The organism is Elusimicrobiota bacterium, from assembly GCA_041658405.1.
Lineage (GTDB): Bacteria > Elusimicrobiota > UBA5214 > JBBAAG01 > JBBAAG01 > JBBAAG01.
In genome coordinates this window covers 1-21,953 of the sequence record JBBAAG010000053.1, presented here as the reverse complement: position 1 = coordinate 21,953, position 21,953 = coordinate 1, and the positions used below count along the sequence as shown (strand labels likewise).

Below are 21,953 nucleotides of genomic sequence, written 5' to 3'. Positions count from 1 at the left end.
AAAATTTTCGTTTATCCTGTGATCAGTCACACGATCCTGCGGATAATTGTAAGTCCGTATTTTTTCTGACCGGTCCCCGGTCCCTACTTGCAACTTCCGTTCATCCGACAATTCCCTTGCTTTAGACTCCTGCATTGCAGCAAATAAACGTGTCCTCAAAATATTCATTGCTTTTGCACGGTTTTGATGCTGTGAACGTTCATCCTGGCATGCGATAACTATATTAGTTGATAAATGCGTAATCCTAACAGCCGACATTGTTTTATTAACATGCTGCCCGCCCTTCCCGGACGCGCAATAATAATCTATCCGCAGATCCTCAGGCTTAATTTCTAATTCAGTTTCTTCGGGTTCTATCAACACAGCTACCGTGCATGTAGACGTATGTATCCTCCCGCTGGATTCAGTCAACGGCACGCGCTGTACGCGATGCGCCCCGCGTTCATTCTTCAGTAATATCCACACATCCTTACCCAGTATTTCAATAACAACTTCCTTCATTCCTTTCAACCCTGAATAACTTACGGAAAGCATATCAGCTTTCCACCCGTGCCGTTCCGCAAACCGCGTATACATCCTTGCGAGATCAGCAGCAAAAAGAGCAGCTTCCTCCCCGCCGACACCCGCGCGTACTTCAAGGATAACCTTATCCGCCGCCAGGGTACTACCCTCAACAAAAAAACGTGTAATATCCAGCTTCAGCGCTTCGACATTTTTTTCTATCCCCTGCAATTCTTCGGTAACCATTGCCTGGAGTTCAGGATCTTTCTCAGTTTCGGCCATTACTTTAAGTTTACGCTTCTCTTCTTCCAGCGCAAAAAACTTATCAATATTTTTTACAACCGGCTCCATCTGTGCACGCTCTTTTGACAATTTCTTAATACCATTACTATCACCGGCAAGCATACTCTCCGATAACTGTTTCTCAACAGCAACAAACTTTTCCTTTATCTTCGCCCAGTTTTCTCTGTAACTACCCTTATTTTCAGACATATCCTTTTTTATTCCAATTCAAAATAAAAATATAAAATGACAGACGGTTCCTTTCGTTGTTACCCACAACAAAGGGAACCGTCTTCAACAAATATTATAAACGCTATTTTCTCTTTTTTGCAACCCGTTTTGTAACTTTTTTTACGCGCCGCACTTTTTTTACCGTACCCTCAATCGGGCTGGTTGTATATTTACGCTTAAACTTCTCCACACGCCCGGCGGTATCCAACAATTTCTGCATACCAGTAAAAAACGGATGGCAGTTACTGCAGATATCAAGCTTAATCAACGGCTTAGTCGACCGTGTCTTAAACGTATTCCCGCACGCGCAACTAACCGTTGCTTCCACATACTTCGGATGAATTCCTTCTTTCATAAACAACACTTCTCCTTTTCTCTAAATAATACTTTAATAACTAATTATTGACATACCTTTTCGGGTTAACCGCTTTCCCGTTTTTATGAAGCTCAAAATGCAAATGCGGCCCGGTTGACCACCCGCTGCTTCCCACTTTCCCGATAACCTGTTTTTTATTAACCCACTGCCCTGTTTTTACGCTACAATTCTGCATATGCCCGTAATATGACACAAAACTATCAGGATGTTTAATTATAACACAATTCCCGTATCCTGACTTAACCCCTGCAAATAAAACTTTACCTTCTCTTGCTGCATAAATCGGTGTCCTGCGTTTTGCGCTGATATCAAGCCCCCGGTGGAACTCCCTCCCGCCGAAGATCGGATGCCGGCGGTAACCGTACCTTGAACTCATCCGCCCGTTCACAGGAAAAACAAACATCGGAAACCGTAATACTGCGTTCGGCACAAAAACCATAGTCCCGGGTTCAAGTACAGCTGACTTCACTAACCCGTTCATCTCACAAATTTTGTTTAGTGAACACCTGTATTTATCCGCAATACTTTCCAGTGTTTCATTAGGCTTAACCTTATGCACAAGGCCGTTTTTGTTATGAACCCAGAGTTCCTGCCCGATCTTAAGAAAAGTTGACTCCATATAATTCGTACTTCTGAGGGATTCACTGGTCACGCCGTACTTCTTCGCGATATTCCATATATGCTCACCCTGCTGAACCTTATGTTTTGTGATAATAAGATAATCGAGCTCACGAAAAATTTTTTGCCTGGCATCCTCACCCAGTGTTTCCACAGGATTTGTCACGAGTAAACTATTATTAAGCATCGGCAGTTCTTCAGTCTTCCCGCTGCGCGCTATCAGCTGCCCGGAAAAAAACACAATCCCTGCGAATACCACAAATACAATATCAAGAATCAAACTTTTCAGTTTCATCATAAGTATTTATTATATTATAACAAAGAACATCCCTAACGTATACGCTCAAAACTTGATAATTCCAGGGACTTAAGGAAATCGTCATTACTCTTAGTTGAACTCATCTTATCAAGCATCAATTCCATAGCTTCTGACGCGTTAAGCGTAGACAACACTTTACGCAGTATCCACACGCGGTTAAGCGCATCAGCTTCAGTCAACAACTCCTCTTTCCGTGTCCCCGACTTATTAATTTCAATTGCAGGGAATACGCGTTTATTCGCGAGGTTACGGTCAAGCACGAGTTCCATATTACCCGTACCCTTAAACTCTTCAAAAATAACGTCATCCATACGGCTACCGGTTTCCACTAATGCCGTTGCGACAATAGTAAGGCTCCCGCCTTCCTCAATTGCGCGTGCAGCACCGAAGAACCGTTTTGGCCGCTGTAACGCATTAGCATCAATCCCGCCGGATAACACACGCCCGCTTGACGGCGTAACAGCATTATACGCACGGCCAAGCCGCGTGATTGAATCCAGGAGAATAACCACGTGTTTTTTATGTTCCACCATACGTTTAGCTTTTTCAATAACCATCTCAGCTACCTGCACATGCCGTTCAGGCGGTTCATCAAAGGTTGAGGATATAACCTCACCCTTGACTGACCTCTGCATATCAGTAACTTCTTCCGGGCGTTCATCTATAAGAAGAACAATCAATACTATATCCGGATGATTTGTGGTGATAGCATTCGCTATTTTTTGCAGGATAATAGTTTTCCCTGCGCGCGGCGGTGATACAATCAATCCGCGTTGCCCCATACCTATGGGTGTCATAAGATCCATCACCCGCGTGGTAAGTTCAGTCCGTATAGTCTCCATCTTAATCCTTTCCTGCGGATACAACGGTGTAAGGTTATCAAACAACACGCGTTCCCTTAACCCTTCCGGAGAACTACCATTAACTTTTTCTATCTGCAATAACGCAAAGAAACGCTCACCGTCTTTCGGCGGGCGTACAATCCCTGCTACAGTATCACCTTTACGCAAGACAAACTTCTTAATCTGTGACGGCGAGATATATATATCATCCGGGCCCGGAAGATAATTATATTCCGGTGACCGCAGGAACCCAAACCCATCCGGTAAGATCTCAAGCACGCCCTGGTTGAACATCAACCCCTGCCCGACCTGCGCCTGAGCTTCAAGAATTTTTGCGATCAACTCCTGTTTTCTTAACCCGGTAATGATCTCTACTTTCAACTCCTTAGCCATCTTTGTAAGATCAGCCATTGTTTTCTTCGATAAGATTGACACATCCAGCTTTGCGGGTTCCGGCATAGATGCTTGTTGCCCGTTCGTACCCATTTCTTTTACTCTCCTCCCATTTCTTTTACTGTTATTATTATTAACTTGATATTTAAAACCTTGAAAACCTGAAACACTCCGGCATGCTTGCTCTAATGTATGTTATACTTGTTTTTTAAAATATGTTTTTTATTAAGGATTACTTTATTGCGTAGAAACAACTTTTTCTCAACCTTTATATACCTATCAAACACCCAAAAAAAGAGCTTCATTGATTAATTTGTCTATTCGTTACATTCATTATCACACACTCACCCGCGGGTTGTCAAGAATAAAGTAAATTAATTTTAGCAGCTACCTTCACTGCCTGGGGGTATACCGGCTTAACCCCGTCGACAACGATATCTGCGCGTTTAACCTTTACCCCGAGCCTCATCTGCGCATGAATTTTCTTAAGCGCCATAACTTTAGTCATTTTCCCGTTGCTATCCCTCGAAATTATGCGTTCGACCTGCACACCCTGTGGCGCTTTCACAACAATTATTATGTCAAACATTTTTTCCATGCCAACCTCAAAAATCAGCGTCGCGTCTACGATAGCAGCAGCCCCGCTGCGCGCATCCCCGCGGCTTTTCCTGAACTTCCTTACACTTTCAGCGATACGTTTGATAATCCATGGATGTACAACAGCTTCGAGTTTACTCCGCTGCACCTGATCCCCGAAAACCATCACCCCTAATTTTTTGCGGTCAACCTCGTGTTGAGCATTAAAAATCCCTTTACCAAACACCCGGCATAACTTATTTTTTATCCCCGCATCCTTCAATACCTGATGCCCTATTTTATCAGCGTCAAGCACAAGTTTTGCATTTAAACACCCCGCCAGTGCGCGGGTAAACGTACTTTTCCCGCAGGCAATACCTCCGGTGATACCAATCACAACCTTATTCCGGGGTTTACTTTTTAGATTCACCATTTATGTTCATCCAGATACTTAGTCACTGCCGATGCCGCTGTGGCAGCTTCACCGCAGGCCGTCGCGATTTGTTTTAACAACTTACTCCGCACATCACCGCACACGTACAACCCCTGTGTCCGTGAGGACATATCGTTATTAGTAATAACATACCCTCTCTCATCACGGTCAACCAGGTCTCTAACAAGTTCAGACTGCGGCAACGTACCGACAAACACAAACACCGCAGCGGCCGCAACCTGATTAACTTCCTGTGTCTTAACATTTTTAATAACCATGGACTCAACTTTTTTATCACCTTTTATTTCTACAGGCACAGTATCCCAGATAACTTTTATCTTAGTGTTCTTGAACACATGCTCCTGCAGAATACCGGTCCCGCGGAACTTATCCCTGCGATGAATAATAGTAACCTTCTGCGCAAACCGTGTAAGAAACAACGCTTCCTCAAGAGCAGAATCACCCCCGCCGACAACCAAAACGTCTTTTCCTTTATTAAACGCCCCGTCGCAGGTCGCACAGTATGACACCCCGTGCCCGGTAAACTCATTCTCCCCGGGGATACCCATTTTTTGGGGTACCGCCCCTGCGGAATAAATTATTGCCCGTGTTTCCGCCCTTTGTTTCCCTGTGGCAACTATAAACCCTTCCCCGCCAGAAAGTTTCTCCAGGGTATTAACCCCCTCCATCTTTATCTCCAACCCAAACCGTTCAGCCTGGAGTTTCATATTATTAATTAAAGTATACCCATCCACCCCGTCGATAAACCCAGGATAATTCTCAATCTTATCCGTCCACAACACCTGCCCGCCGATAACATTTTTCTCAAACAAAACAGTATCAACCTTCGCGCGGGAAAGATAAATCCCGGCTGCCAGCCCCGCAGGCCCGCCCCCGATTATCACGCAGTTACGCATAAACAAACACACACCTTTCCATAAAATTATTACTCATCATATCTTATCCATATCAACCCAGTTATCCCCAACCTTAACATCCACCACCAGCGGTACGTTAAGCTTAACTGCGGAAGACATCTCGGCAACCACCACATCCTTCACGCTGCCAAGTTCAGCTTCAGTGCACTCAAATACAAGCTCATCATGCACCTGCAGCAACATCCTTGACTCCCAGTGTTCAACTTTTCTGCGGTTATCAATCTTCACCATTGCGAGTTTAATAATTTCCGCGGCAGTACCCTGTATCGGCGTATTCATGGCAATACGTTCCGCAAAACCCCGCCGTGTATTATTCGTAGCATTAATATCCTGCACATGCCGTAAATGATTAAACAAAGTTTTTACGTACCCGCTAACCTTAGCTTCTTTAATAACCCTATCCCTCCACGCCTTCACCCCTGCATACTTAGACATATACTTCTCTATATACTCACCCGCCAGCTTAATCTCAATCCCCAACTGCTGTGCCAACCCAAACGCGCTTATACCGTACACAATCCCGAAATTAATCGTTTTTGCAACCCTTCGCTGTGCCTCATCAACCATACTCTCATCAGTCACCCCAAAAATCTCAGCCGCAGTCCTTGAATGAATATCCTTCCCCGCGATAAACGACTGTACAAGATTTTCATCACCGCTCATATGCGCCAGCACACGCAGGTCAATCTGAGAGTAATCCGCGGATAACAGCCTCCACCCATCCTGCGCAATAAATACTGACCGTATCTTTTTCCCTAATACAGATCTAACGGGAATATTCTGGAGATTAGGGTTTACTGACGACAACCTACCTGTGGTAGTCCCGATTTGATTAAACGTTGTATGCACTCTGGACCCTGCATCCGCGAGTTCAAGCATAACGTCTATATATGTAGACTTAAGTTTTTGGCGTTCACGGTACTCCAACACCTTCTGAGGCAATGCATGTACAGCTGACAGACGGTTCAACACATCTTCATCAGTTGAGTACCCGCTTTTTGTCCGTTTCCCGCCCTGCAGGTTCAGTTTCTCAAAAAGTACAACCCCGAGTTGTTTTGGGGAATTAACATTAAACTTCTCCCCGGCAAGCGCGTAAATTTCAGTTTCATTTTTCTTAAGTTCTTTCTCGTACTCACTCTTAAGTTCATACAACTTAGCTTTGTTTACCTTAACCCCGTTATCCTCCATAGCAATGATCACGGGTACCAGCGGCACCTCAACTTCTGACAATAACTTACCAATCCCATGACGTTCAATATCCCCGGTAAACGCGTTATAAAGTTCCATTGAACAATACGCATTATTAACCACTGCCTCAAGTTTTTCCGCAGGCCGAACACCTTTAATCTTAAAAAACAACTCTTCCCATCCATAAGATTCACTGCTTAACGACAACTTCCCGATATCCAGGAGGTACGCTGCAATCAAAACATCAGTCACCGGCAGTTTAACACTTATCCCAGCATTTTTTATACCCGATAACAAAGCTTTATAGCCATACACAACCTTCATAACCCGCGTATTCTCAAGGATATCATTCAACACCTTAATACATCTATCATAGTCCCCACCGATATACCCGTTGAGGTTAACATAGTAACACCTCCCCTGAGCATCAGCTAAGCCAGCACAGGCAACCAACTTTTTCCCGACAATATCCTGTACCTCCAACGCCAGGGAAACACATTTTTGGCTCATTAACCCCGCGGCAATGCGTTCAAACTCCGCAACTGATTGTACAGCCTCAACCTCCACAGCGACACTACGCCTAATATCCCCGAGCTTAACCTTTTTTGTGAACACCTCGTCGTTAAACAAACTATGGAATTCAAGTTCACGGAGGTACGCTTCAGTTTCCTCACCCGTATGCTTAGCATTAACCCCGCTGCTGCTTACCAGCGGATCCTCGAGCGGCACATTTGAGTTTAAGGTAACAAGTTCACGGCTTAAATACGCATCACTCTTATGCAATTCCAGTTTTTCCTTAAGCTTACCCTTAACATTCCCGATTTTAGAATAAAGATTATCCAAACTCCCGAATTCATGGATAAGCTTCAACGCAGTAACATCCCCAACCCCTGCAACGCCGGGAACATTATCAACCTTATCCCCCGCCAGAGCGAACATATCAACCAATTGTTCCGGTACAAGCCCGGCGTATAACTCCCCGACTTTCCCGCGATCAATAACAACACCCTTGTGCGTATTAAGAATACTGATCTTATCATTCACGACCTGAGCTAAATCCTTATCACCGGTAACTATTACCACCTTATCCCCGTTTTTACTGTACATCCCCGCTAAGGTCGCAATAATATCATCAGCCTCATACCCCGGCAACGCTATAGACGGAATATTCATAAGTTCAACGACCTTGTGGGTAATAGGAATCTGCAGTACTAACGCCGTCTCTGCTTCTTTTCTGGTAGCTTTATACGCGCTAAACTTTTCATGGCGGAACGTTTTCCCCGGTGAGTCAAAACACACAACAACCTGTTCCGCGCCGTCACGCCACAGCTTGACCACCATTTTAATAAAACCAAACACCGCACCGACTTCCTGCCCTTTACTGGTAACAAGTTTAGGCAATGCGTGATACGCGCGGTGTATATACGCGTTTCCGTCGATAAGGTAAATTTCTCTCATCACAAGTTATTACATGCACTCACTTTTGAGGCAAGAACTTTGCTACGCATTCGCGTAACGCATTCGGAGTGATCGGCTTAGCAACAAAACCATCCGCCCCGGCTGCTGCGATACGGTCCCTATGTTCCTGAGTATCATACCCGGTTATAGCGATAATGACTGTAGACTTAAACCGTTCATCTTTTCTTAGGTCAGCGCAAACCTTAAACCCATCCATCCCGGGCAGTACAATATCCAGGATGATAAGTTCCGGCAAAAAATCAATTGCCAGTTTCCCAGCTTCAAATCCATCCCCGGCTGTACGGATAATCCACCCGGGGTCTGAAGAAAGAACTGACTGTATAAGATCCCGGACATCCGGGTCATCATCCACAATCAACACTTTCCTTTGTTTTGCCTGTAACACACACTCATCGAGTTTACCCTTAATCTCATCAAGGGTATACCGTTTTTCATCCTCTAACTGCTTCAATATCTTCAACCGGTGCAAAGTTTCCTCATAATCATACAACCTGAACCCCCCCTGTGTACGCCCATAAGTTTTTAGGAGCCCGAGGTTTGTATAATACCGTATTGTAGACGGTAACACCCCTATTTCTTCAGCGATTTTTCCGATCTTAACAAGATTCCGTTTTTTTTTGTCTTTTGGATCAACAGTCATACTAATAAATTACCCTTCTGTTTTCTGTACCGCCTGCGGTTCAGCTTCTTTTTGTTTTTTAGATTTCATCACCACTATTTCAATCCTACGATTTTTTGCACGGTTTTCTTCACTATCATTAGGATACAACGGGCGGTACTCACCATACCCTCCTGCAGCGAAGCGTTTACAATTAATCGCTTCATTATGCACGAGATACCGTATCACCGCCATTGACCGTGCGACCGATAATTCCCAGTTAGACGAAAACTTACCCCCGGAAATCGGTACACTGTCAGTATGCCCCTCAACGATAATATCATTATCCATTTGTTTCAGTATCATCGCCACTTCGTGAAGAACCAGCGCTGCAGTTGACTTAACATCCGCTGTACCGGTATCGAAGAGTATAGGATTACTGAACACAATCTTAACCTTCTCCGCATCCTGTGTTATATTAACATACTTACTGAACTCCGGGTTCTTCATTAAATCCGTTAATTTAGACGACTCCTCTTCCTTCTTTTGTTCCTCAAGCAGCTTAACAATCTTCTCCTTATTCATCTTACCGCCGACGGACTCCTGAATTTTTTCCTGGATCTTAATAAAATGCTCATCTTTTTTCATATTAAGCGCATACGCGAACATCATAAGGAAAAAGATCATCAATACCGTCATAAAATCAGCGTACGGTACAACCCACAGGTTTGACATATCCGGCTTCTTCAATGCCGGATCATTAAATTTTCTGCTATCAGCCTTACTATTATTCGCCATTACAACACCTAATTCCCCAGTAATCCACTCGTATCTTCTTCACTCCCTGAATCGGTACTCTCCGCCGAAGCTTCTTTTATCCTGACGATCGTGATTTCAATCCTACGATTTTTTGCGCGGTTCGCCTCACTATCATTAGGCGCTACCATCCGATACTGCCCATACCCTAATGCTGCTAATCTCTTAGGATCAATCCCTTCCTTGTCAATCAAGTACTGCACTACCGAGAACGCACGTGCAGCTGATAATTCCCAGTTTGACACATACTTACCCCCGAGGATCGGTTTATCATCAGTATGCCCTTCCACCACGATACGGTTGCGTGTAGGCTTAATCATCATCGCAAATTCGTGTAACGTCTCAACCGCTTCCTTTTTCATAACAGCTTCCCCGAGGCCAAACAATACCGGTGTGGGCAACGTCATCCTCATCTCTTCCTCGTTAATTGAAATATTCGTATACGTTTTCTTAAGCTCATCTTCCATCTTCTTTTCTTTTTCCATATCCTCAACAGTCGGCTGCTGCTGCGATGCGGGTACTGCTTTCTCAAGCTGTGACACATTTTTCCCGGCAAACTGAGACTTAAACGACTGTGCCGCAATATTCTGATCCTCCTGACTTAACCATGTAAGACAGTAGGACAACAAAAAAAAGATCATAAGGTTTGTCATAAGGTCGGTATAAATCAACATCCACAACGGGCTTTCATGATACCCGCCGCCTTCGCCTTCGGCCTCAGGTATAGCGCTATATCCACCTATTTTAGCCATAACAAACCAACCCCGCCGGTATTACTTACTTCCCGGCACCATGTTTTTCACGTAAACGATACGCCATGAACCCCTGCAGTTTACGGCTTACGATCAACGGTATATCACCTGCCTGGATTGAAAGAATCCCTTCGATCATAACCTCTTTTATAAGAAGTTCAGCTTCCGTATGCGCATCAAGCTTACCCGAGATCGGCAGAAAAATAAAATTCGCGCTTGCAATCCCGTAAAATGTACCGGTAACAGCGATTGCCATTGACGCACCCAAACTCTTAGGATCGCTGATATTCCGCAGCACCTGCACCACCCCGAGCAAAGTCGCGAGTAACCCGAATATCGGCGCGTAAGTTCCCATTGAACGGAACACGCTGCTTACCTGATAATGCCGTTTACGTATAAAAATAATTTCTTTCTCAAGGTTCTCGCGGATAAGGTTAGGATCCAACCCGTCAATCACCTGAGTAATACCATCCACCAAAAACTTATCCTTAATCGTGGGCAACACTTCCTGTAGGCTATCCACACCATCACGTTTAGCGCGTTCTGAAAGGTTCACAATCAACGCGATCAACTGTTTAGGCTTAAACTCGCCTGACGGGAATAAAACCTTAACAAACGCGCGGGGCATATTTTTGAATACATGCCACGGCGTACCGATAAGCATTGACGCAATTGTCCCGCCGAATACCAGAAGGAACGCGTCTTTATGCCACAACAAATGTGCAACGTTCCCCCACACCATTACGATATACACCGTCCCAAACCCTAACGTCAAACCTACAATAGTCAGGATATCAATCATACTTACGCCTTACTCCTTCTATACAACAAAAAATATAAATTTACTCTACTGATCCACAGGCTCGCTATCCACTACCTGCCGTTGCGGCCCGCCAGTATCCTCAGCCCCATCCCTGCGGATAACAAGTTCACCTGATTTCTCGAGTGACCGTACGATCCTCGCGATCTTACGCTGTTCTTCCTCGATCCTCCGCGGATTAACCTCGCCAATAAGATCAATCTGTTCCGCCAGCATAGCCCTTGCACCTTCTGATAGACAATCCATCACTGAAGCCTTAATACTTTCATCCGCGGTTTTTAACGCTAACGCCAGCACCACGCCCTGTCTCTGGGATTCACGCAAAACTTTCTGTAACCCAGCTTTCTCGAGGAACGCAATGTCCTCAAACACAAAAATTACGCGCCTAAGTTTTTCCGCGAGTTCCGGTTTTTCACGGCTTAAGAGATTAAGGATACTCTCCTGTGCTTTTGGGTCCACCTGGTCCAGGAGGTCCATAAAATAATCCTCCCCACCCATAAGATAATCAATCTTTGTTTTAATATCGCGCTCAATTTCCTCAACCTCATCCGGGCTTTTCAGTTTTACAGTTGAGAGCTCAATCGCAACCTTCGCCTGTTTTTCAGTACTCAGAGCACCGAATATCTGTGACGCAAACGCCGGGGGAAGGTAGTTCATCACTACCGCCACAGCCTCCGCGGTTTCCTGCTGCAGTAAATACAACAAATTCTTGAGATTACCCGCATTAATAAACGTAAAATGGTTGGATACCGTAAACGCTCGCCCGGGCCCGAGCTCAAGCGGCCCCTGCTTCATTGTGAGCTCACCCGTCATCCCGCGGGGCAACGCCCCAGCACCACCGCCTTCACCTTCCTCCAAGCCCAACCCACCGAGCTGCCCTCCGATATCCATTTTCCCGGAGGAACGTATCCGCGTATCAGCTTCAATCCGTATCTCCGCAGCCTTTACGATAGTCTTAAAAAACATCTGTAACGGCCCGAAAAGGAAGAACGTAATTACCCCGAGGACAAACAATGCAAGAAGGATCCAGTACATATTAGGATTATTCGGGCTGAAGAACTCAGCGAAATTCTGTCCCCACGTTTTACGCGCAAACGCAACTTTTTTTACCCCGAGAACATCCCCGCGTGCCTGGTCATACCCTATACTATCCGCTACTTCGCGTTTAATATTTTCTACTACCGAATCCTTAATAGCAATATCCAGCATAATGAATACTGACACTTTTTTTATGGTAGACGCCAATTGCGGCACTACCAGCTGTATAGGCTCCTGCTGAGTAACAGCTTGCTGCTGCTGTGCGGCAGCCTGCTGCTGTTGTTCCCTCCTTCTGGGCGTAGAGAATCCGGGATAAGGTTCAATAATATCATCAAAAATGATAAACCCCTTATCCTGCTGTTGCTGCTGTTGCTGCTGCTGCTGCGGTGTAATTGTTGTGGTCTGAGTCCGCGTAGTAGGGCGCTGGTCGGTTAACGCCTGGCGTTCAAGCACAACCTCGACGATAACAACAAAATCCCTGCTGCCAAGAATTTTTTCGATTACCCGTTCTGTCCTGCTGCGGATATCGTATTCAATAGTAATACGCTCCTGCGTATCAGCAAATGTCTGAACAGTAACGCCTGCCAGCAGCGTTAACGCAAAGAAAAGTTTACAAATAAACTTCACATTTACCCCTCTCACAAAAAACCTTAAATTATTGCCCAATCTGTTTCTTAACACTATCCGTATATTCCCGTAACGCGGTATCATTAGGATTAATCTCCAGGGCTTTCTCCCATAACTTCACCGCTTTATCACGTTCACCTAGTAATAAATAACTTGTACCCATACGTTTGTATGCCAGAATATTCCGCGATTCCAGCGATAACACTTCCTGGCAAAGAAGAATAGTCCCCGCAAAATCACGTTTTGAAAACTGTATATACGCCTGCAACAATTTTTGATCCACCAGTGTCCCCATCCCCGGCGGTGCGGTATCAATCTTCACCCCGGTCTCGCGCTGCAGGCGGTTAAGCAGCCGTTCAATAGTTTTATTATCCGGGTCAAGCGTATACGCGTAGGTAATCTTCGTGATTGCCTGTTCCGCATCGCCTTCGAGGTACTTAGTCACGCCAGCCCGCAGCAATTCTGACACCTTCCCAGTCCCCACCGATGTCGGCAGTAATGCCACAACCAGCTGTAACCTCGAGGTCAGGATCTTAACATCCTCATCCTGCGGGTTAATACTTCTCGCCTGTGCCAGCATAGAATGCGCTTCATCAAACTTCCCTTCCTGATACGCCTGGATACCTGACTCATATAGTTTTTTGAATAACTCATCAAGTTCTAACCTAGCTTTTTCATTTTGTTTATTCAACTCAGCTTTAACAGACCCGCCGAACTTCATTGTCAATGACATACGATGCGACCCGCCGAGTGAGTGTAACCCCAGCGCATAGTCCAGCATCATGTTGAACACATTAATCCCAAACCCGGCACTAACTTCCTGCTGTGACTGCCCGATACGCAATTTAAAAAGATTAAATACAGCAGCCTCCACCCCGAGGTAATACACCACTGTATTCTCACGGTATTCAACATCACACGCTGCAATCATACGGTTATCCCAAAAATGCCCGGCAACACCCGCACGGATAACAGGGCTAAGCACATCCTGTGAATTCCCGGATAACCGCGCAACCAGCATATTCTTTATATTAACCCCCAGAGTCAATCCCCCGAAGAATTTCATTAACGCACCCGCATCGATTGTCATATCAAGCTTACTATGCTGCCCAAGCGAACTATTCAAAACATTAACCGCCCCGCCGAGCGATAACCAATCACCAATCTCACGGGCGTAACATCCTCCCGCCAGTAACCGTGAATCAATAAACGTTTGATTATTTACGCGGTTAAGCGCATCCCTACCTTCCCCGCCGATAGACAATAATGTTATGGCGTTCACCCCGAACGTACCGTTTTTCAATGTAGGAACCACATACCCGGCATAATCATACACCGTCCCTTCCCAGAGAAACGCGTGAAGAACATTCAATTCCGCGCGGTCAACCTGAGCCAACCCCCCGGGATTCCAGAACCCAGCGGTTGCGTCATTAGCCACAGCGACATACGCCTTACCCATCCCAAGCGCCCGCGCACCTGCTCCCCAGGTAAGAAACGTATTCGCCATCCCGCCAGTATCCGCTGCGGATACATAGTTATGGTTTAGGCTAATACACAAACATATTAGTATTAATAATATATACCTAATACACCCCATATCTTTATTATTAATAGTTTATTTTTACTAATAAGTCAACATTTTAGTTATAGGAAGATACACTCAGGAGCAGAACACTTTACTCCAGCGGATCACTAATCTTCAACAATTTCTTTACTTTAAACTTAAAACTTTTGATATCAAACGGTTTTGGCGAATAATCCGTTGCACCGGCGGCCATAATTTTTTTTTGATTATCGACGCTATCGTACCCGGTAAACGCAAGTATCGGCGTATCCGCGGTTTCCGCACGGTTCCTGAAGTACTGACAGATTTCAAACCCGTTAATCCCGGGTAACATAAGGTCAAGGATTATAAGGTCCGGCATAACCTTATCAGCAAGCATCCTAAAGGAATTAACATCACGGATATTAGTTATCTCGCAATCATAATCCTTCAAAATCATCTCCACCACTGCTCCGACATCAGGATCATCCTCAACGAGGCATACTTTATACTTTGCCATAACCACCGCCTCCCTGAAGATGAGAGTTCAAAGTTGAGAGTTTAGAGTTTAGAGTTGAGAGTTTGGTTATTAACATGGCAGCATCACCCGGAACTCAGACCCCTGTCTTTCACCGTTACTAGCCGCCAGAATTTCACCGTTATGCCTCTGTATAATACCATAACTCACGGTTAATCCTAACCCCGTACCTTTCCCAATATCTTTAGTAGTAAAAAACGGGTCAAATATATGATTAATATTTTCTTTCTTAATCCCGATACCATCATCCCTGAAACTTACAACCACAAACTTTTTCCGCTGCCCGTTATCTTCGATCTTATCAATCACCATAGTAGTTATTGTCAACACCCCACCGCCGACATTAGCAATAGCCTGTGCGGCATTGGTGATAAGGTTGAGGAACACCTGCTGTACATGCGTTGAAGAAATCTTAGGTTTCGGAAGGTTAAGCCCATAATTTTTTTTCACGACAACTTTTGCGGAGGTAAGATCGCTTTGGCAGAACCCCAAACTCTCGTCGATAAGGCCATGGACATCAGTTTCAACAAAGATATAATCCTTCTGCCTTGCGAAATCCAGTAATGCCCGCACAATTGTGCGGCACCGCTGCGCTGCGCGTTCAACTTTTTCAAGCGATGCATGCATAGGATTCTCGGGAGGCACTTTCTCAAGCATAAGCTGGCACTGCCCGAGCACACCGGTCAGCGGGTTATTAAGCTCATGCGCCACACCACCTGCAAGCTGGCCCAGGCTTGACATACGGTCCATCTGAATAACCTGTAACTGCAAAGTTTTCAAACTATCCACCATACCATTAAACGCTTCCGCAAGTTCACCGATTTCGTCCTTACTTTTGATAACAATTTTGTGGTCAAGATTACCTTCACCGATAAGTTTTGCCCCTGTCCGCAGGACAAGCAGCGGGTCAGCGATACTACGGAAAATGTATAAACTCATAATCATCGACCACACCAGCGATATTATTGACGTGATAATAGACACCGTAACACTCATCCTGCCTAACCCCGCCATCTTCTGCTGCGACTTCTGTAACGCCTGATTTTTTTCTTCAACAAGGCTTTTCACTTCTTTAATAACATGATCCGACAACTTCATAAGTTCAGTATCCACCATTACAAGCACCAGCTCGCGTTTACCCTGTTTATAGATACCTATAATATTAGTAGCCATAGAATAAAAATCATTATAGCACAGCTTAACTTTGGCAATAGCTTCCACATCACGATTATCCCTCGCGAGAAGTTGCCATTCATTAAACTTAACCTGCACGGTATTATTGAACTCATTAAAATTATTAAGCTCCTCCGTCTCCCCGAGGATAAGATAAAAATTGAACGACTTCCACTGTTTATCTATGGAGAACTGAATTTCGCGGACGGTAACCATCTCGGAATACGCGCGTAACGCCGTGGAAAGGTACTCATTCCCCTTTTGCCCGAGCCAAAACAAAATCCCTGCAATAATAACAATCCCGGCAACTAAACCGGAAAACGCCAGTATTAACTTCTTACGTATACTCATATTTTTATAAGCCCAGTTTCCTGTAACAACACAACATTATTATCGTCATATTATACGATAATACACTGGAAGTGACAAACACAAAACGAAGAAGTTGGCATACTATTAAATATAAAGGTATCAATACGCAACAACAACGGTCCCGCTGAATACTTTATTCAACGCCGGGATGTACAGATGGTACACAAACACTCCCGGAGGAACAAGAAAGTTACTATTATCCTTCCCGTCCCACACAACCCTTTGTTTCCCGCCGGTATCTGTGTATTTAAGTGAAACAACTTCCTCGCCGGTAATCGCGAATATTTTTACATAAAAATCATCGCCATACGGGTTATCAACTTCAATCACAAACTTATCATTCAACCCGTCATTATTCGGGGTGAACAGCCGGGAGTATACTTTTGTAAGGGCAAACTCTGTCCCGCCGTGAACCTTCTGTAGAAAAGTAACACCCCCTACCAGCATCACAACGGTTAACAATACCACCCACCGCGCACCGCTGCGCGGGTATATACGCATATTATTCATAACCTTTACTTCTTCAACTTCCCAAGCTCTTCCTTAACAACAGCGATATTTATCCCCTGCTGTTCATACTTATCAACCATACGGTTCAATAAACTCACACGTTCTGCAGTACCAATATTACGTTCCACCAGTTTCTGGTAATACCTCCACGAGGCATTAAAATCCTTAACAATCTTTTCCTGTTCCGTTTTTAACAACGCAAGTTCATCCTTAGCTTCCGTAAGAACAATTTTTTTACCGGAATATTTATCCAAAATCTTTTCTATCATCGCAATCCTATCCTTTAACGACATACTACCCGACACGGTTTGCTTGCGATAATACGACATTGAAACATCAAACTCTTTCCTCATCTCATCTTCCTCAGACACCGCTGCTACCGCCGGAGTAACAGGCTTCTGCGGTGTTACTACCGGCTTTTCAGGAATTATTTCCACAGGTTTGGACACTACCGGCGCTGCGGGTATCTTTTTCTTCAATAACTCATCAAGTTCTTTCCTCAAACCCGCAACTTCCTGTTTAGCTTTCTCCGCCTCAAACCTCGCGGTTTCCGCTGCTTTTTCCGCTACCTGCCGTGCCTGAGTTTCTTTATTCAGTTTCAACCTAAGCTCTTCGGTACTGGCATCAACGTTAACCATCGGCCCGAACCTCATGGTAAGCGACACCTTATGAGTCCCGAACTGGTCAGAGATACCCATCAGAGGATAAACCAGCGCGTAATCAAACTGCATAACTGTTGTGCGATAGCCCAGCCCGGCGGATAAACTCGCGTAATTACGCGCCCCGATCCCCGCACCTCCGCGGAACCCCAACCCAAACGGAAGCCACATTTCACCCGCAGCGAGAACTTTATAATCCATCCCGGAATTATACTGCTGGAGCACAAAATCCAACCCGAGCAGAGACATCTGTGCCTTATATGCCACCCCGATCTTATATTCTCTCCGCAATAAATACTGCTGGTCAACCCCTAACGCGAGATTAGGTTCCGTAAGATTAGTGATTGCCATGCCAAACATATAATTCAACCCGAGTTTATAAAACATCCCGAGGTCAAGCGTAAAATCAGTCTTCATCTTCCCGGCGGTAAACAACGCATCCGGCAAACCTGTAACCATCCCGGAATTATCCACAGCGTTATCGGTATACCCTTTGGGATCACTTCCGTACCCGATATTAATTACCTTAAAATTCATCCCCAGGGATAACCCCTTTATTTTCTCATGAAAATTTCCTTTTGCATACGAAATAATCCCTATATTCTCGAAGTACAACCCCGTAGCGGTAAGGTTCAGCCACCCGAACCCCAGTGTCCCCAAATCCTTATAATCCACCAGTGTTGAATCATCAGCCTGCAATTTCCCGCCGAGACGTATAGGATATGCGTACCCGATAAACGAATTCCCCACCCCGCTATCATCATCAAGCCCGACGTACAACCTCCCGTAACTCGTCCCGAGTTCCATCCGCGGAATATTAACCAATCCCGCAGGGTTATGGTATATAGCGTTAACATCATCAGCAATACCGGTAAACGCCCCCGCCAGCCCGCTGGTACGCGCCCCTAGGTTTACCATCTCAAATGCGGCCTCCGCATTTGTTGCAGTATTTACCAGCGTAAAACATAACGCCAGCATTATCATAACTTTAATCCCCATAGATTTCATTATATCTTACCTCCGTCGAAAATATACATATTATCTCGCCACCACGATTACGCCGTTAAGAACTTTACCATCAGAAATTATCTGGTAGAAATACGTCCCTGGCGCTACGGTATTCTCGTCTTTATCCGTCCCGTTCCATGAAAGCACGGTCAACGCCTGGCCCTTCACGCGGGTAACGATTTCAAGATTATCCGCTACCACCGCGCTGTTAACATCATAAATCCGTACCGCAAGATCCAGCATATTAGGATCTTCGAGATAGAAGAACACTTTATCGTTAAGATTATCCCCGTTCGGTGTAATAATCTTCGGCACTACCCGCATAAGGGTAAGCTTATCCGCACGGAGAATCGTACGGATCTGGAACTGCCCGACATTAAGCGTATTAATTTCCAGTGTCTGCGCGTATTTATCAACTTTCCCGCCGAGCTTCAACCATTCAAGCCCGTTGTTCCAGAATAACGACAACTGTTGTTCCGCGTTATCCATAGACACACCGCTCATCCTCGGGATTGCATTCCTACCGATTGACGCAACCTGATTATTAAACGAATCATACTTCATCACAAGGCTTATCGTCCCGGTAGAAAGTTTGAATCCATTAACTTCCTTCGGGATACCGTTATTCGCTTCACCTGAAGTCATATACTTGATCTCAACAGATTTAATCACACGATTTTCTTCGTCGTCATATTTCCGTTCCGCAATAAGCATCACGTCATCGTTCATCCCGCTATATTCCTGTTCCATAAGCATTGCCGCAGCCGCTGTGATACGCACATACGTCCCGTCGTTGAGATACGTATAAATCCCGAGATCACTTGCACAATCAACAATCCGTGATTCCATACAGTTACCATAATAATCTATAGCATCAACTTTGTAGAAGTACACCCTATCGATAGTCATAACATATTCCGTACTTGCATGTGTCAAAGTTTCAAGTAAGTACCACGGCCCCTGGATATTATCCGCGCGGTAGAGTTTATATCTATAGAACTCCGTCACCAACGGTTTCACAGGGTTCTTGAACAATCTGCCATCATCATGGCGCCTCACCATACGCCATCTAAGCTTAAACTTCCCATCGGACGTAAATTCCGGTGATAACAACAACGGCGTATTCGGCGAGAACTCATCCTGTTTCGGCGTGACAAACACTCTCAACGTTACAGTTGAGAACAACGGTGTATGGTCATACGCGTAGATTGCGTAATAATAACTCGTCCACGGCTGCAGTTCTTTCATATCAGTAAACGTAGTTGTCTGCCCGGGCAACGTCCTGATATCCGCTAGCAACGCATCAACCTGTGACGTAGCGGGATACCCGAGCTCACTGCGTAAGATCATCACGCCAACGAAGTCAGATTCTCTCGGGTTCGTCCAGGTAAGCGTCACCATCCCGCCCTGTTCGTCATTCATATCCTGCGATACACTAAGCGCGGTAACCATTGACGGAGGTACGAGGTCGCTGGTAACGTATATACTTTCCACTGTCCCGGTGCTGTAGTTCGGCGTAGAGGTTGCGATATACGCATCATACCCGGTATCAAACGCAAACAGTGTGTAGTAATACGTTGCATACGCATTAAGTTTTGTATGACGGAACTGCGCAGTCGCGCCAGGAGTTAAACCGGTAACCGTCGCAGCAATACCGTCGTTATACGACACAGGATAACTCGTGGTTGACACGCACACGCGCACCCCGGCAAAATCCTTATCCTTCGGGTTCGTCCAGGTTAAGTCCACAAACGTCCCGATATTAGAATCCAGTATTGCATTATCACTGACTGTGAGATCCGCCACCGCTGCCGGAGGAGTGAGGTCATACCGCGTAAACACGCTGGTATACACGCCTGTGGAGCTAACAATCCCGAGCCTGTTATAAGTAAACAGAGTGTAGTAATACGTACTCTTAGCTTCAAGGCCGGTATCGTCAAACGTACGGTTTTCATTCGCACCGGAGATACTATTCGCATACGGTTCTAACCCAACGGTACTGATTGAACTTTCATACACAGTATACGTACTGCGGTAAATCTTAACTCCGGAAATATACTTATCATCCGGGTTTGACCATTTCAACCGTATCCATGACGACACTAACGGGTTCTCAGAAGCATAAGCTTCAGACGTTAAATTACTTACATTCAACGGTTCATTCAGCGCGAGTAACGGCTCACCCACTGCCGGGTATGACGGCCATGACCAGTTATTCGGCCATTCATCCTTCGTCCAGATATAGAAGTAATACGAAGTTGCTTCAGTTAAACCGGTAACCATAAACTGCTGAGGATCATTCGCGTTTACATTGCCGGTAGAGATCGTAATCTCACTGAACTCACCCGTTGCCCAGTTGGCTGGATCCATATCCGCAGGCGCTTTTGTTGAATACTTAATGATATACTGCCCGTCGATAATCTTCCCTGATTTAATAACCTCAGTATTTGTGAAGTCCACGTCATTACCCGGGCAGGTCCAGTTAAGTTTAATAGTTGCAAACGAATTCCCGGGTTCCGCACGGAGGTCAGTGATAAAGTACGGCGCTACTTTTCTGGTAGACGCATACGCAAACGGCTGATTATCGATAGTCAACGATTTTGTATCTACAGGACTGATATTATGGCGGTTATCAAGCGCAAAGATTGAGAACCAGTAATTCTGCCCGTTGGTAAGCCCGGTGATAATCCACGAATCCTGCTGTCCCTGCTGTTTCCGTGAAGGAATACCCCAGAGTTCGCCAAAGTCACGGCTATTCTCAATCGCGGTAAGCGTCTGCGGATGATCCAGCCAGGTTTGTATCGTATCCATATCGATTGATGCACCGCTGAACGTTGAGTAACGTATGTAGTACGAATAAATCTTATTTTTGTTGGTATCATCATCACTTGGCGTAGTCCATGTAAGCTTCACTGCGCCTTCGGTATTCTCTGCATACGGCTGACTTGCAACGAGGTCCGTTATCGGCTTCGGAGGCAGGTAGTCGGGTTTCACGCGCATAACAACTGCAATACTACGACTCTCTGCCGCATACGCATTAGAGGCGACTAATGACAAAGGTAACCCCTGGCCTATTATCATAAGGCTAAGGACGATACTTATAACCCGCCGTATTTTGGCGAGGACTGAGTTATTCTCCCAGTTCGTTACCATTGCCGTCCACCTCTTACTTCGTTATCCGCCGTATATGTAAAACCATTGTTTCCATTGGGCAGACAGTTCATCTCGATGCTCTTTACCCCCGTAGAGAGATTTTGACTACCGTGCCTGCCCTTATTATTTACCGTTTCCTGCCCATCACTACTAACAGAACCGGTGATGAG

Annotated in this window: 18 protein-coding genes; all 18 read right to left on the bottom strand. The window is 45.3% G+C overall.

Going from position 1 to position 21,953, the window contains the following annotated elements:
* A partial coding sequence (gene prfA, locus WC955_09310) for a peptide chain release factor 1 (GenBank protein ID MFA5859252.1) occupies positions 1–993 on the bottom strand: 993 nt, incomplete at its 3' end.
* A gap of 103 nt (positions 994–1,096) precedes the next feature.
* Complete coding sequence (rpmE, locus tag WC955_09305) at positions 1,097–1,369, bottom strand: 50S ribosomal protein L31 (protein ID MFA5859251.1); 273 nt, start codon at positions 1,367–1,369, stop codon at positions 1,097–1,099.
* Positions 1,370–1,409: 40 nt separating this feature from the next.
* A complete protein-coding gene (locus WC955_09300; protein MFA5859250.1) occupies positions 1,410–2,306 on the bottom strand; it encodes a peptidoglycan DD-metalloendopeptidase family protein in 897 nt (298 codons plus the stop codon).
* A gap of 32 nt (positions 2,307–2,338) precedes the next feature.
* Positions 2,339–3,655: a transcription termination factor Rho gene (gene rho / locus WC955_09295; GenBank protein ID MFA5859249.1), complete on the bottom strand. Its 1,317-nt coding sequence runs from the start codon at positions 3,653–3,655 to the stop codon at positions 2,339–2,341.
* 265 nt (positions 3,656–3,920) lie between these two features.
* On the bottom strand, positions 3,921–4,571 hold the full coding sequence (coaE, locus tag WC955_09290) for a dephospho-CoA kinase (protein MFA5859248.1): 651 nt from the start codon (positions 4,569–4,571) through the stop codon (positions 3,921–3,923).
* Positions 4,565–5,488 carry a thioredoxin-disulfide reductase gene (trxB, locus tag WC955_09285; protein MFA5859247.1) on the bottom strand — a complete coding sequence of 308 codons (924 nt, stop codon included), beginning with the start codon at positions 5,486–5,488 and terminating at the stop codon, positions 4,565–4,567. The genes coaE and trxB overlap by 7 nt, the downstream gene beginning before the upstream one ends.
* 36 nt (positions 5,489–5,524) lie before the next feature.
* On the bottom strand, positions 5,525–8,155 hold the full coding sequence (polA, locus tag WC955_09280) for a DNA polymerase I (GenBank protein ID MFA5859246.1): 2,631 nt from the start codon (positions 8,153–8,155) through the stop codon (positions 5,525–5,527).
* 19 nt (positions 8,156–8,174) lie between these two features.
* Positions 8,175–8,816 carry a response regulator gene (locus WC955_09275; GenBank protein ID MFA5859245.1) on the bottom strand — a complete coding sequence of 214 codons (642 nt, stop codon included), beginning with the start codon at positions 8,814–8,816 and terminating at the stop codon, positions 8,175–8,177.
* 9 nt (positions 8,817–8,825) lie between these two features.
* A complete protein-coding gene (locus WC955_09270; GenBank protein ID MFA5859244.1) occupies positions 8,826–9,572 on the bottom strand; it encodes an OmpA family protein in 747 nt (248 codons plus the stop codon).
* 8 nt (positions 9,573–9,580) lie between these two features.
* Positions 9,581–10,342, bottom strand: a complete 762-nt coding sequence (locus WC955_09265; GenBank protein ID MFA5859243.1) for a flagellar motor protein MotB — start codon at positions 10,340–10,342, stop codon at positions 9,581–9,583.
* A 25-nt stretch (positions 10,343–10,367) separates the two neighbouring features.
* Complete coding sequence (locus tag WC955_09260; protein MFA5859242.1) at positions 10,368–11,144, bottom strand: MotA/TolQ/ExbB proton channel family protein; 777 nt, start codon at positions 11,142–11,144, stop codon at positions 10,368–10,370.
* Between the two features lie 45 nt (positions 11,145–11,189).
* On the bottom strand, positions 11,190–12,827 hold the full coding sequence (locus WC955_09255; protein ID MFA5859241.1) for a FliG C-terminal domain-containing protein: 1,638 nt from the start codon (positions 12,825–12,827) through the stop codon (positions 11,190–11,192).
* A gap of 28 nt (positions 12,828–12,855) precedes the next feature.
* Positions 12,856–14,334, bottom strand: a complete 1,479-nt coding sequence (locus WC955_09250; GenBank protein MFA5859240.1) for a tetratricopeptide repeat protein — start codon at positions 14,332–14,334, stop codon at positions 12,856–12,858.
* 169 nt (positions 14,335–14,503) lie between these two features.
* Positions 14,504–14,890 (bottom strand): response regulator, encoded by a 387-nt coding sequence (locus WC955_09245; protein ID MFA5859239.1) that lies wholly within the window; start codon positions 14,888–14,890, stop codon positions 14,504–14,506.
* 69 nt (positions 14,891–14,959) lie between these two features.
* Positions 14,960–16,432 (bottom strand): ATP-binding protein, encoded by a 1,473-nt coding sequence (locus WC955_09240; protein ID MFA5859238.1) that lies wholly within the window; start codon positions 16,430–16,432, stop codon positions 14,960–14,962.
* Between the two features lie 120 nt (positions 16,433–16,552).
* Positions 16,553–16,963 (bottom strand): gliding motility-associated C-terminal domain-containing protein, encoded by a 411-nt coding sequence (locus tag WC955_09235; protein MFA5859237.1) that lies wholly within the window; start codon positions 16,961–16,963, stop codon positions 16,553–16,555.
* Positions 16,964–16,968: 5 nt separating this feature from the next.
* Entirely contained in the window at positions 16,969–18,630 is a 1,662-nt protein-coding gene (locus WC955_09230; GenBank protein MFA5859236.1) for a type IX secretion system membrane protein PorP/SprF, read from the bottom strand.
* A gap of 30 nt (positions 18,631–18,660) precedes the next feature.
* Positions 18,661–21,783, bottom strand: a complete 3,123-nt coding sequence (locus WC955_09225) for a hypothetical protein (protein ID MFA5859235.1) — start codon at positions 21,781–21,783, stop codon at positions 18,661–18,663.
* Positions 21,784–21,953: the final 170 nt, after the last annotated feature.